Source organism: Massilia sp. P2_C2 (assembly GCF_056404615.1).
Genome location: NZ_JBFUDR010000183.1, coordinates 1 through 12,439 on the forward strand (window position 1 = coordinate 1; position 12,439 = coordinate 12,439).

Annotated in this window: 14 protein-coding genes and 1 pseudogene; 10 read left to right on the forward strand and 5 right to left on the reverse strand. The window is 66.3% G+C overall.

The window, feature by feature from the left end; genetic code table 11:
- Together AC1DYX_RS19745 and AC1DYX_RS19750 are read right to left on the reverse strand one after the other, a co-directional pair.
- Nucleotides 1-203 (reverse strand): helix-turn-helix domain-containing protein (locus tag AC1DYX_RS19745; protein WP_477260376.1); only part of this gene is annotated, 203 nt, incomplete at its 3' end.
- 135 nt (nucleotides 204-338) lie between these two features.
- Entirely contained in the window at nucleotides 339-653 is a 315-nt protein-coding gene (locus AC1DYX_RS19750) for a transposase (RefSeq protein ID WP_477261912.1), read from the reverse strand.
- A gap of 213 nt (nucleotides 654-866) precedes the next feature.
- Between AC1DYX_RS19750 and AC1DYX_RS19755 the strand changes: the two genes are divergently transcribed.
- The 8 genes from AC1DYX_RS19755 to AC1DYX_RS19790 all read left to right on the forward strand — a co-directional run bounded on the left by AC1DYX_RS19755 (nucleotide 867) and on the right by AC1DYX_RS19790 (nucleotide 9,298).
- Nucleotides 867-1,223, forward strand: a complete 357-nt coding sequence (locus tag AC1DYX_RS19755) for a cupin domain-containing protein (protein WP_477261914.1) — start codon at nucleotides 867-869, stop codon at nucleotides 1,221-1,223.
- Nucleotides 1,224-1,427: 204 nt separating this feature from the next.
- Complete coding sequence (locus tag AC1DYX_RS19760) at nucleotides 1,428-2,279, forward strand: response regulator transcription factor (protein ID WP_477261916.1); 852 nt, start codon at nucleotides 1,428-1,430, stop codon at nucleotides 2,277-2,279.
- A gap of 98 nt (nucleotides 2,280-2,377) precedes the next feature.
- A complete protein-coding gene (locus AC1DYX_RS19765) occupies nucleotides 2,378-3,385 on the forward strand; it encodes a TauD/TfdA family dioxygenase (RefSeq protein WP_477261918.1) in 1,008 nt (335 codons plus the stop codon).
- A gap of 61 nt (nucleotides 3,386-3,446) precedes the next feature.
- Nucleotides 3,447-4,637, forward strand: coding sequence for a pyridoxal phosphate-dependent aminotransferase (locus AC1DYX_RS19770; protein WP_477261920.1), 1,191 nt, complete (start codon nucleotides 3,447-3,449; stop codon nucleotides 4,635-4,637).
- Between the two features lie 11 nt (nucleotides 4,638-4,648).
- Nucleotides 4,649-6,568 carry an FAD/NAD(P)-binding protein gene (locus tag AC1DYX_RS19775; RefSeq protein WP_477261922.1) on the forward strand — a complete coding sequence of 640 codons (1,920 nt, stop codon included), beginning with the start codon at nucleotides 4,649-4,651 and terminating at the stop codon, nucleotides 6,566-6,568.
- Nucleotides 6,569-6,604: 36 nt separating this feature from the next.
- Complete coding sequence (locus tag AC1DYX_RS19780) at nucleotides 6,605-7,189, forward strand: cysteine hydrolase family protein (protein WP_477261924.1); 585 nt, start codon at nucleotides 6,605-6,607, stop codon at nucleotides 7,187-7,189.
- Nucleotides 7,173-7,313, forward strand: a complete 141-nt coding sequence (locus tag AC1DYX_RS19785) for a hypothetical protein (RefSeq protein ID WP_477261926.1) — start codon at nucleotides 7,173-7,175, stop codon at nucleotides 7,311-7,313. Before AC1DYX_RS19780 ends, AC1DYX_RS19785 begins: the two co-directional genes overlap by 17 nt.
- A 20-nt stretch (nucleotides 7,314-7,333) precedes the next feature.
- The gene (locus tag AC1DYX_RS19790) at nucleotides 7,334-9,298 is read left to right on the forward strand and encodes an aconitase family protein (protein WP_477261928.1); all 1,965 of its coding nucleotides are present in this window, start codon (nucleotides 7,334-7,336) and stop codon (nucleotides 9,296-9,298) included.
- 57 nt (nucleotides 9,299-9,355) lie between these two features.
- Here the strand turns inward: AC1DYX_RS19790 and AC1DYX_RS19795 are convergent, their stop codons facing one another.
- The 3 genes from AC1DYX_RS19795 to AC1DYX_RS19805 form a co-directional block, all read right to left on the reverse strand.
- Nucleotides 9,356-9,700: a hypothetical protein gene (locus AC1DYX_RS19795; RefSeq protein ID WP_477261930.1), complete on the reverse strand. Its 345-nt coding sequence runs from the start codon at nucleotides 9,698-9,700 to the stop codon at nucleotides 9,356-9,358.
- Nucleotides 9,701-9,791: 91 nt separating this feature from the next.
- Complete coding sequence (locus tag AC1DYX_RS19800; RefSeq protein WP_477261932.1) at nucleotides 9,792-10,370, reverse strand: CGNR zinc finger domain-containing protein; 579 nt, start codon at nucleotides 10,368-10,370, stop codon at nucleotides 9,792-9,794.
- A gap of 28 nt (nucleotides 10,371-10,398) precedes the next feature.
- Nucleotides 10,399-11,691 carry an MFS transporter gene (locus AC1DYX_RS19805; RefSeq protein ID WP_477261934.1) on the reverse strand — a complete coding sequence of 431 codons (1,293 nt, stop codon included), beginning with the start codon at nucleotides 11,689-11,691 and terminating at the stop codon, nucleotides 10,399-10,401.
- A 237-nt stretch (nucleotides 11,692-11,928) separates the two neighbouring features.
- Between AC1DYX_RS19805 and AC1DYX_RS19810 the strand changes: the two genes are divergently transcribed.
- Nucleotides 11,929-12,216, forward strand: coding sequence for a hypothetical protein (locus AC1DYX_RS19810; RefSeq protein ID WP_477261936.1), 288 nt, complete (start codon nucleotides 11,929-11,931; stop codon nucleotides 12,214-12,216).
- A gap of 12 nt (nucleotides 12,217-12,228) precedes the next feature.
- Nucleotides 12,229-12,439: pseudogene (locus AC1DYX_RS19815) on the forward strand (sensor histidine kinase); the annotation flags it as partial.

The following is a 12,439-nucleotide window of genomic DNA, read 5'->3' on the forward strand; positions in this document are numbered from 1 at the left end:
ATCGGCTTGGCCAGCAGTGCGTTTTGGCCCCCATCGGCAAATTTCGCCAGCCATCGGAACACCGTGGTGGCGTTCACACCATAAGCGGCCGCGACGTTCGCCACCGACTGGCCTTCGCGCACCGCTTTGATCGCCTGCTGGCGCATCACCTGAAGCGAGTGGTGATCCAGTTTTCGCCCGTCAGAAGTTCGTTTGCATTTCATGCAAGCATTATATTACGAACTAACATTACTTTCTAGAAGGTTAGTAGCCGGCCGCTGTTGTCGCCACCGGACCGGCCGCCATGGCGACTGCCGGCGCCAGCGAAAGCGACGCGGACAGTACGCAGAATATATGTCTCATGTTCGCGAGCCATACCGGCTGGTATCGGCCAAGCGCGTGAAGCGCAGAAAACTCATCCGGTCCAGCAGTTGGAATTCCATCTGCTCATCGGACAGGTTGAACAGTTGTTGGAGCAGCAGGATTCCCACCATCACTTCCGTCGGAAAGGGCGGCCTACCGCCGCGCGATCGGTCCGGCCGCGGCGCCGCTTGGTCCACTTCGGCCGCCAGCGCCGCGAAGTCCACGTGCCTGTCCAGCACTTGCAACGTATCACCCAGCTTATTTCGTTTGGCTTCACGTTCCTGGGCGGCGAACAGGCTCGGTCTCATCATGGCTACGTCGTCAGCAATGTTGGGGAAGCGAAATCATGCCACAGCCGAGGTTTTTCGAGGTGCCAGTTATTCCGTAAAAAACGTGAATTCTCACATCATCGGCAAGGGTGTCTTATTTCATATTACTGAACAATCTTCCTTCCTGCATGATGAGTGAAATTTCTTACCATGCAACTTTGGCCCATCCGATATATCGTCAATAAAGGAAGATAAATGTATATACCGAATCATATCAATTTAATGACGCTGGTCGACAATCCCGACGCCATCCAGTGGGAAAGACACAGTCAACTGGGACGTGTGGGCGTGTCCATCCATCGCCTTTTCCAGGACACGCAAAGCGGCCAGCACGTTTCCCTGATCCGGTGCGAACCCGGCGCATTCGCCGAACCGCACCACCACGGCGGCCACGAGACGTTTTTCATTTTGGACGGAAGTGTCGAAGATGAATTCGGCACTTACGGCAAGGGAGGTCTCGTGGTCTACCAGCCGGGATCGACCCATCGCTGGCGCAGCCCCAACGGTGCATTGATCTGTTTGATCTGTGGCGGTCCGGTCAACGCAGCATGACTACCGGCGACGCCACAACGGGAATCGCCGCGCACGTATAGAAATATTCCTGCTACTTCATTCTGCAAGTCTATATATGCATCTCGCCAGGTTCCAATTCATGGCGCGATGAAACCGGGGGTTGCTCGTGGTGACACGAGAAACACCCGGCCATTCTTCGGCCCGTCAATTGAATCCCGAAAATGACTTTTCTGACGGAGCCGCATGTGGAAACCATTCGTGCACCCTTCGACGAACCCGGCGGCCAACTGGCAACACGCCCGTGACCGACCGATTCAATTTCCCACAAATTTAGAGGTATGTATGCATTGCCTAATCATCGACAGTAATCCGGCCACCGTGCTGGGCCTGCAAGCTTTTATCGAAAAACAATTACCCAGCTGGAAGTTGACCATCGCAACAAGCTGCGAGGCCGCGCTGGTCCTGGTGCGGGACGTGCTGCGCGAACCCATCGACCTGGTGCTGGTCGATTTGTTGCCCACGGCGGCGAACGGCGTCGCACTGATCGCACAGCTGCGGGAAGTGCTGACGGCGCGCCCGGCGACACGGCTCCCCATGCTATGCGACATCGGCTTCGTGACCAGGGCGAAACGCCACGACATCGCTGCCCGGACGCACGGCGCGTGTAACGACAGCCTGGTGCGGATCGTCAGTGTGATCGGCCAGGCGATGCAACTGGTCCACCCGCAAGACAGCGGCACCGCACGCACGCCGGAGCCCGCGCCAGACGACGGGGTGCGTCTGACCGCACGCCAGAAAGACGTCATGCAACTGGTCATGGCCGGATACTCTAACAAGCGCATCGCGAACTCGCTCAACCTCAGCTACGGCACGGTCAAGAACTACATGTTCGATCTGATGCGCAAGTTCGGCGTCACGTCGCGCCTCGAACTGGCGATTCGCTGCCGGGAACGGCACCAGTCGGCGTTCAGGACGGAGACCGGTTCGCCCAGTCACATGCCCCGGTCTTACCCCGGCCATGGCTACGCCACGCCCAGGCCGCTGTTGTTGGCACGTGGCCTGAACATGGTGCCRGAGCGGTGGCGCACCGCCTGAGCGGGCCAGCACATGACCGAAGTTACCTGCCCTCTGACATCTGTCGGGACGATGATGAATCCAGCAACATGGCAAACCCATCAACTCGGAGGATGATCATGAAACCGCTGTACACCTTTTCGGGCACGGAGCGCACCGCGCTGCATGATGCGTTGAGCCAGGTCCAGGAAAACCCCTACCAGGATTACCCAGCCTTCATGCGGTCGATCGGCACGTTGTTCGACGTCCAGGCCGTCCCGGCCTTTTTCACCGAGGCATGCGCGGAGATCCGGCGCCAGCGCGAAGCCGGCACATCCCACGCCCATGTCCTGCGCAATTGCCCCATCGATCCGGAAGTGCCGGAACTGGATCACGACAATCCGCTGGCAGACAAATATGCGAAGAAACGCACGTTCATCGGCGAGGCCTTGCTTGCGCTGTTCGCGCGGCTGGCGGGCACGCCATTGCTGTCGTACGCCAGCCGGAACAACGGTGACTTCTTCACCGACGTGGTGGCGATCAACCGCTACAGCGGACAACAGACCGGCTTCAGCGACAGCGAACTGATGTTCCATAACGACCGCACCGCCCATCCGGTCCGCGCCGACTATATCTCGCTGCTGGGCATGCGCTGCCCGGAGAACGAACTGATCTACACCGGCTACGTCGACGGCCGCGACCTGCTCGCGCACCTGTCGCCGGCCGAGCAGGACGTCCTGCGCCAGCCGTGGTTCATCACGCCGTTCGATATCTTTTCGCGCGAAACGAACAAGGACCACGTCGTGTCCGAAGTGCACCCGATCCTGGAAAACGACCACAGCTTCCGCTATTACGCCACGGCAACGACGGTGGCGCCGGGCAGCCCGGACGTCGCCAAGGACGCGCTGATCGCCGTGGGCAATGCGTTGCTCAAGGCTAAACGCGAACGCCACCGCATCCTGACCGGCGACCTGCTCGTCTTCGCCAACCAGGATGGGCTGCACAACCGCGAAAAGATCGAGATCGCCGACCCGAACGTGGCGCGTACCCGCTGGCTGCTCAAGACGTATGCGTTCAGGAACCAGGCCGCGGCCGGGCGCCATGCCCACCGCTGGATGCGCGGCGTCCCCGGTCTCGTCGCGGACTGAGCGATCTCCAGGTGCACATCGCGGCACGCGGCTGCGCCTTCAACAACATCAGGAGCGTGAATTGCTGAAACAACTTTCCCATCGCGTGGCCGGCATCGAGCTGTCGGCCACATATGCGATCCTCGACAAGGTCCAGGAATTACGGGCCGGCGGGATCGACGTGCTCGACATGGGCGGCGGCGAGCCGGACTTCTGCACCCCGGCCCACATCAGCGCCGCGGCCGCCGCCGCGCTTGCGCAGGGCCGGACGCATTACACGGCGAGCCGGGGCCTGCCCGCCCTGCTCGATGCGATCGCCAACAAGCTGGCGGACGACAACGACATCATCGTCAGCCCGCGCACCGGCATCATCGTCACGCCGTCCGCCAAGCACGCGCTGTTCATCACGCTGGCGACCCTGCTCAATCCCGGCGACGAGGTCATCATCCCCACGCCGAGCTGGGTCAGCTACAAGGCGATGGTGGAACTGTCCGGTGCCCGTCCCGTCGAATTGCCGCTGTCGGCCGACAACGGCTTCGCCATCACACGTGCCGACCTGGAAACGAAGGTCGGCCCGAACACCAAGGCCATCATCGTCAATTCGCCGAACAATCCGACGGGTCATGTGCTCGGTTACGAGGAAGCCGCAGAGATTGCCGACTTCGCCTGCACGCACGGCCTGTACATCGTCTCCGACGAGATCTACGAAAAGGTCATCTACGACGGGGAACGCCACGTCAGCCTGGCCGCCATGCCCGGCGCGGGCGAGCGCACGCTGACCATCAACGGCTTTTCCAAGGGTTATGCGATGACGGGCTGGCGCCTGGGCTATGTGGCCGGGCCCCAGGAGATCATCGATGAAGTGCTCAAGATGCAGCAGCACTCGGTCGGCTGCGCGAGCTCGTTCGTCCAGCTGGGCGGCGTGGCCGCGCTCACGGGCGACCAGGCGCCGGTCGAGGCCATGCGGCGCGTCTATGCCGGGCGGCGCGACCTGATCGTGTCCGGCCTGAACGCGATCGACGGCATCCACTGCGTCCAACCGCAGGGCGCTTTCTACGTCTTTGCCGACATCCGTGGCACCGGCATGGGCGATTCGGTGCAGTTCTGCCAGCGGCTGCTGCGCCAGGCGCACGTCGCGGTGACGCCGGGCTCCGCCTTCGGGAGCGGCGGCGAAGGCTTCATCCGCCTGTCGTTCGCTACCTCCGCCGAGGTGATCGAAGATGCCGTGCGCCGCATCGGCGCCGCGGTCCAGGCCCATGCCGAATCTGAATAAGGCTTACGAACGTGGATCTTTCGCATCAAACAACCGCCGCGCCGACGCGGCCTTACCGCATCGCCATCATCGGCAGCGGCCCCCGCGGCCTGTCCGTGCTTGAACGCCTGGCCGCCCTGATCGGCCAGGGACGCACCACGCGCGCCGTCGAACTCTACCTGATCGACGCCCACCAGGTCGGCTGCGGCCGCATCTGGCGCACCGACCAGCCGGACTGGTTCATGATGAACACCGTCGCCGACGAAGTGTCGGCCTTCTCGGGACCGGCCGACGGCGGACCGGCCCGCCCTGGCGCGGGACCGTCGCTGGCGCAATGGTGGGCCGCGCGCGACCCCGGCTATCCGGGGCCGAACAGCTACGCGCCGCGCGCGCTGCACGGATGCTACATGCAGTTCGTCCTGTCGGTCATCGAAGACGCGTTGCGTCCGCACGCGCGGCTGCTCAAGATCACCGACTACGTGTCGGACCTGCACAAGGACGGCGCCGAGTACGTCGCCACGCTGTCGAACGGCTTTACGATCCGGGTCGACCGGGCCGTGCTCGTGACGGGCCATTCGTTGCCGGCACTGCGCGGCCGGCACGCCCGCCTGGCCGACTTTGCGCAAGCGACGCCCGGCACGCGCTACCTGCGCGGCGACTCCGCGGCCGACATGCCGCTGGCCGCGATCGCGCCGGGGGAAGCCGTCGGCATCCTCGGCCTGGGTCTGTCGTTCTACGACGTGATGGCGGCGCTCACGGTCGGCCGCGGCGGCCGCTTCGTCGAGCGCGCGGACGGCAGCCTGGCCTACCAGGCCTCGGGCAGGGAGCCGGTCCTGTACGGCGGCTCGCGCAGCAGCATGTTGATTCCGGCGCGCGGCCGCAACCAGAAGGAGCCCAACTTCCGCTACACCAGCGTGATCCTGTCGCAGGAGCGGGTTGCTGCCATGCGCGCGGCCGGTCCGGTCGACTTCGAGCGCCAGGTCAAGCCGCTGGTCCTGGCCGAGGTCAACCTCATGTACTACGCCACCACGATCCGCCTGCGCCACGGCGCGGTGGCCGCGGCCGTGTTCACGGACGCCGTCCGGGCGCACCAGGCCATGAGCGTCGCTGACGTGGCGGCGCTCGCGCACGAGCATGGCGCGGCCGGCCTGGCGCCGCTCGACCTCGACCGGATCGCCCACCCGTTCGCCGGTCGCTCGTTCGAGAGTCCCGCCGCGTTCGAGGTCGCACTACTGCAGGCGCTGCGCCAGGATTATGCCGACGCGCTGGACGGGAACGTCGACTCGCCGCTGAAGGCTGCTCTCGACGTGATCCGCGACATCCGCGGCCTGGTCCGCGCGCTCGTCGACTTCGGCGGTCTGGCGCCCCGCTCCTACGAGGCGCACTTCCTCGACTGGTACGTGCCGCGCTCCTCGTTCCTGTCTGCCGGGCCGCCGCGCCTGCGCACGCTGCAGGCAATCGCCCTGATCGAGGCCGGCGTGCTGCACATCGTCGGACCCGACACGACGCTGGAACCCGATCCGCAGCGTGGCTGCTTCGCCTGTTTCTCGCCCGCGGTCGCGCATTCGCGGGTGGACGTGAGCACGATCATCGACGCGCGCATCCCGATACCGAACATGGAGCTCGACACCGCGCCGCTGAGCGCGAGCCTGCGCCGCAAAGGCATCTGGACCAATTTCGTCAACAGCGACGCCGACGCGTCCTTCGTCACGGGCGGCGTGGCGGTCACGCCGGCACCGTTCCACCCGGTCGGCAAGAACGGGCTGCCCGCGCGCGAGCTGTACGTGCTCGGGATTCCGTCCGAGCATACGCGCTGGTTCATGCAGGCGGGCAGCAGCCGGCCGGGCTTCTGGACCGACTTCGTGCACGACGCCAACGCCATCGCCGAGGACATCGTCGCTCCGCTGCGTGCCGCCACCATCGCACCCGTCGACGCGCTCGCAGCACAGTAACCACCCACCTAACCCGCTCATTACGAAGACAGGACCATGACAAAAAAGCAGGCTTTACTCGTGCTCGACTTCATCAACGACGTCGTCCATCCCGAAGGCAGATATGCGGTGGACGGCTATTACGACCAGGTGCAGCGTCGCGGCGTGCTGGAGCGTGCCGCAACGGCCGTGCAGCGCGCGCGCGACGCCGGCGTGCCCGTCGTTTTCGTGATCGTCGGTTTTTCCTCGAGCTATATCGAATGTCCGGACGACTCGCCCGTGTTCGCGGTCGCCCGGCACGAACGGCGCATCCAGCTGGGCAGCTGGGGCACCGAGATCCACGCCCGGCTCGCGCCCGCCCCGCACGAACCCGTGGTCGCGAAAAACCGGATCAACCCGTTCTTCGCGACTAACCTCGACCTGATCCTGCGCCGTCTGCAGGTGGACTCGCTCGTGCTGTCCGGCGTGTCGACCGAGTTCGTCGTGCTGTCGACGGCGATGGCGGCCCACGACCGGGACTATCGCGTGACCGTGCTCGAAGACGCATGTGCCTCGTCGACCGACCAGTTGCACGAAGCGGCGCTGCGCATCGCCGCGCGCACGGCGACGGTGGCGCGCGTCGACGATGTGTTTCCCGCCTGAGCCGGCACGACGGGCGCTGGCGACGGCCCGCGCCCGCCTGCTGCGGCTGATGGCGTGCCGCGCCGCGCCGTCGCCGGAGCAGGAAGAACAACTGCACGTGCTGATGCTGCGTGCCTTCATGTAATCAACGACCAGACAACGACAATGTACCCATCGACGACATCCCTGCGGATCGCGGGACGCATCCTGTTCCTCTCCGAAGATCCGGATACGATCACGCGCCAGCTGCACGGGCAGGACCTGGATCTTGAGGAAGCCGGGCCGCTGCGCGACGACGTTTCCACCGACGAGATCACGCCAATCCCGGTCCTGGCTTATTACGACCAGCGCCTGGGACGGTATCCGTACGTCGGCCTGACGGCCGGCGGCCGGCGCCCGATCGCGAAGGACGACGTCGCCGCGGGCGGCTTCGCCGTCACGGTCGCGGGCAAACGCTACGGCAAGGGATCGTCCAGGGAGCACAGCCCGCTGGCCGAGCGCGCGGCGGGCATCCGCCTCGTGATCGCCACCAGCTTCGAGCGGATCTACCGCCAGAACGCGGACAGCATCGGCCTGTACACGTCCACCGACCTCGGCCTGCTCGACCGCATCCGGCGCGGCGAACCGCTCGACCTGGCCGCGCTGGTGGCCGACCGGGACCGGCAAAGCGCGGCCATCCTGATGAGCGGCGGCCTGCTGCCGTACGTGCGCGCCCGCTTCGACGGCGCGTGCGCGTTCGCCGCGCTGGCGGCCGCCGCCAGCCGGCCGCGCACGCTGTTCGAAAAGGTCGTCGAGCGGCACGCGCTGGACATGGGCGACGGCGCCGCGCCGCGACCGGGTGCGGGCCTGTTCGTACGGACCGACTGGCGCTTCATCCACGAGTACTACACCGGCATGTGCAGCCATTTGCTGGACAACGCGTTCGGCCCGGAGGTCGCGCTGCACGAACCGCGCGGCATCGTCGCTTTCGAGGATCATTTGTCGTACATGGAGCGCAGCGACGTCCACGTACGCAACGGGCTCATTGCGGACCTGCGCGGCCTGTCGCAGGCCCATCGCCGCTTCGTCGACCGCTTCGGCGTGCGAGCCCATGGCTATCTCGCCGACGGCGCCGGTTCGGAAGGCATCTCGCACGCCCTGATGGCGGAGCAGTACGCCCTGCCCGGCCAGGTCGTGGTCGGTACCGACTCGCACACGCCGCACAGCGGCGCGCTCGGCTGCGTGGCGTTCGGCGTCGGCACGACCGACATGGCCAGCAGCATGGTCACCGGCTTCGCCCGCCTGACGATGCCCGGCTCGATCCTCGTGCGCCTCGAAGGCCGCGTGCCCGCCGGCGTGACGGCGAAGGACATCGCGCTGCACCTGCTGGCCAGTGCCTCGATCAAGGCCGGCGCCGGCGTCGGCAAGGTGTTCGAGTTCGCCGGCCCGGCCATCGCCCAGCTGTCCACGGACGAGCGGGCCACGCTCACCAACATGACGGCGGAACTGGGCGGCTTCACCGGCATCGTCGCGCCGGACGAGGAAACCGTGCGCTTCCTGCGTGCACGGCGCGGCATCGAATTCACGCCCGAACCCTGGATGCGCAGCGACGCCGGCGCGCACTACGACGACGTGATCACGCTGGATTGCGCGGCGCTGGCGCCGATGGTGGCGGCGCCGGGCGATCCCGGCAACGGCATGCGCCTGGTCCCGGACGCGCAGCCGGTACCGATCGACATCGCCTACGGCGGTTCGTGCACGGCCGGCAAGCGCGAGGACTTCGATCATTACCACGAAGTGTTGCAGTGGGCGGTCCGGCATGGCCTGGCGGTGGCGCCCGGCGTCCGACTGTACCTGCAGTTCGGCACCGTCGACGTGCGCGACTATTGCGCCGAACGAGGCTATCTTTCCGTCTTCGAGGCGGTTGGTGCGGAACTGCTGCAACCGGCCTGCGGGGCCTGCGCTAATTGCGGTCCCGGCTCGTCGACCACTGCGGAACAGGTGACGGTCAGCGCGACGAACCGCAACTTCCCCGGCCGTTCCGGTCCGGGCCAGGTGTGGCTGGCCAGTCCGCCGACCGTGGCCGCCAGCGCCATCGCCGGCGAGCTGGTGTCGTTCGCGACCCTGCAGGCAAGGCACGCGCCGGCCTGACACGCACGGCGTAGCACTACCGGGCCGGACCGCACGCGCGCTCCGGCCCGCACGCGTTCAGACGCCGTCGACGAAGCCGCGGTAGGCGGGCATGCTGTAGAACGGCGGCACGGGAGCGGCATGGCGCCGCGTTGCGGAGGCCGGCGCCCCGCACAATTCGCGCACCAGCCGCGCGAACACGTCCACGAGCGGCGGTTCGTCCTGTGCGCTCATGGCGGCCTGTTCCCCGACCGCCGCGCACAGCACCGCCAGCGGGTCCGGAATCGCGTGCCGGCCGACCAGGTCGGCCACGGCGCCTGCCGTCCGGCCGTGATCAGGCCCGCAGCGCGCACCGGCCGCCTGCAGGCGACGGATGAATGCCGCCACCTCCGCTTCGCATAGCGGAGAAGATAGTCCATGCATGATGTTCACCTCGTTCAGTCCAGGAAACTGTCATGATCGAACGATCCGCAGGCACTGAACAGATGAAGAAAGACAGGCCGGACGCACCGGTTCAGGCGGCAGCCGTGCGTTCGCGGAAGCGCTCCACCCGCATCTGGTTGCCGCACGTCTTGCTGGAACACCATTGGCGCCGGAACCCGCGCGAACGATCGACGTAGATGCCGTCGCAGGCGTGCCCCGCACATTCGCGCAGCAGCCCGCGCTCGTTTCCGCCCAGCAGGTCGACTGCATCGCGCGCGATCGCCGCCAGGACCAGCTCCAGCGTGAGCGGCGCGGCCGCCTCGCTGGTCCATTCGCCCGTTGCCGGCGCGCGCCGCAGCTGGGGCGCCGGCAGGTCCGCCGCGCGGGCCGTTGCGTTGACCAGGTCCAGGTCGGCGGCGGCCGGCTCGCGCCGGTGGAAAATGTCGTGCACGAGGCGGTGCAGAGCCTCGCGCAGGGCGAGCGCGCGCAGCATGTCGGGTGCGCCGACCTGCGGCAGATCGGCCGGGCCGTGCGCCAGGCCGCTCTCGGCAATCCAGTCGCGCAACCGGGATGGGGTGGGCAGACGCTCGACCGGCTGCGCACTGCCACGCGATCCGACGGTCGCAACGAAGTTCAGGCTCAGCCTGCCCAGGTCAAAGCGAAACTTCACGTCCGACATACCCCTTCCTTTCGATCCGCTAGGTGGCGCGTGCGCCGAGCGGCGCCGGCGTGGCGGCGGGCCGCGGGAACAATGGCAAAGCAACGAGCGCGCTGGCCGCGCACACCAACCAGACGACCGACCAGGACCACCAGGACAGGATCAGCGGGATGCCGATCGGCGTCAGGAACATCACCGCGAACGCGCACGCGTTTCCCATTCCCAGGGCCGTGCCGGCGCGCGCCGCGCCTGCCAGCGACGCCAGCTCGGCATAGGCCACGCCGTGCCAGGCCGACACGCAGATCCCGGACAGCACCAGCAATGCCACGATGCCCATTGTAGCAAAGCCAGCCGGGCCCGATCGGTCGTCGCCCAGCGCCACCGCGCCCGCCAGCACGGCAAAGCTGGCGATGGAAAACAGCGTGCAGGCGCGCAGGTAGCCGCGGCGATTGCGGTTGCGGTCGGTCCAGCGCCCGCTCCAGATGCGCGCCACGATGGCGCCGGCCTGCACACTCATCATGCCCCCGGTGATCAGCGGCAGGCTGGCGTGCACGTAGTCGTGCATGAACACCGTGGCGAACGTCAGCACGGCGAACTGCGGCACGCACAGGACGCCCATGCCCAGCACGATGCGCCAAATGCCGGGATCGTGCAGGGGGCTCGCTGCCCGGGCCGACGCAGGCGCATGCGCATGCGCGGCACCGACGTTGGCGGCACCCGTGCCGGGCGGCTCGTGCACCCAGCGCCACGTGAAGAAACAGGTGGTCGCGCACAGCACGGCCAACAACCCGTACACGGCCAGGAAGCCATGTCGCTGCGCCAGGAACGGTAGCACGAGCGCGCCGACGCCGCCGCCCAGCGGCACCGCAGTCTGGCGGATGCTCATCGCCAGGCCACGCTCGCCTTCGGGGAACCAGGTCATGATCGCGCGTCCACTCGACCCGTTGACACTACCGCCCAGGATGCCGACGCACCCCATGCCCGCCGCAAGGTACTTCCAGTCGGGCACAGCATGCGGCGCCGGCACGGCCAGCAACGCCAGCAGGGCTAGCGCCACGGCCGTCGTCAGGAGCCCCAGCAACAACACCTTGCGGTCGCCCCAGCGGTCGGTCAATACCCCCCATGGCAATTCGCTGAGCGCGATGCCGCCACCCAGCAGCCCAAGCACGAGGCCGAGTTCGGTGTTGCCGAGATGATAGTCGCTGCGCATGAACACCGCCGTGGTGGGGATGCCCTGGAAGACGGCGGAAAAGCTGGCGTTGGCGGCCACGCCCGTTCCCAGCACTTTCCAGCGGTGGTTTGGATTGTCAAGCAATAAGATACGGTTCGACATAGCAGATCGTCCATGAGTTGTTCGTGTAATGATTCTAACCCATTACATTGACATTGGCGCAACCAACTTGGCGCCAGGACGGGGTGAAAATCGGCACCTGTCGATCGGCCCATACGACCGGTGGTCCCATCGATTCCGCAGTTCATCGTAGGGATCTGGCGGACGGTGCCCGATCCGCATACAGTGGGTTCATCCGGACCGCGCCGGCATGCGCGGCCGCGAGAACCAGGGAGGACCATGACCCATGCCCGTTTCCGCACCTTCGCCGCCACGCTGGAAGACCTCGCCCGCGACATCGTCCAGGCCTGCCGCCGCGCCGTGCGCGCCATCGCCGTGATGCCGCTGCCCGCCATGCTGGCGTGCTGCATCGGCCTCGCCTTCGTGATCAGCCTCCTGCCCCTCGCGCTGTTCCTGTTCGTACTGTTCCTCGGCATCAAGGTTATCGCAAGCGCTTTCATCGTCGACCATCGCCGCACAAATCACGAACAACGCCGCGCACACCGCGAGCACTACGGCAAGCAATAAGCGGAGAACGGCATGAGCGCCAGCGACATCAACCGCGTACTCGACTTCGTACGCGACGCCTTCAACGAAGCCAGCAAGCTGTGGTGGCGCTTCTTCGACTGGCTCGCCGTCGTCGAGTGGCGCCAGCTGTTCCTCACGTGGCTGTTCGTGATGATCTTCTTCGGGATGGTGCACACACCCGAGCCCGGGGTCTGGTACATCTTCATTTCGTTCGCCGTCAAGG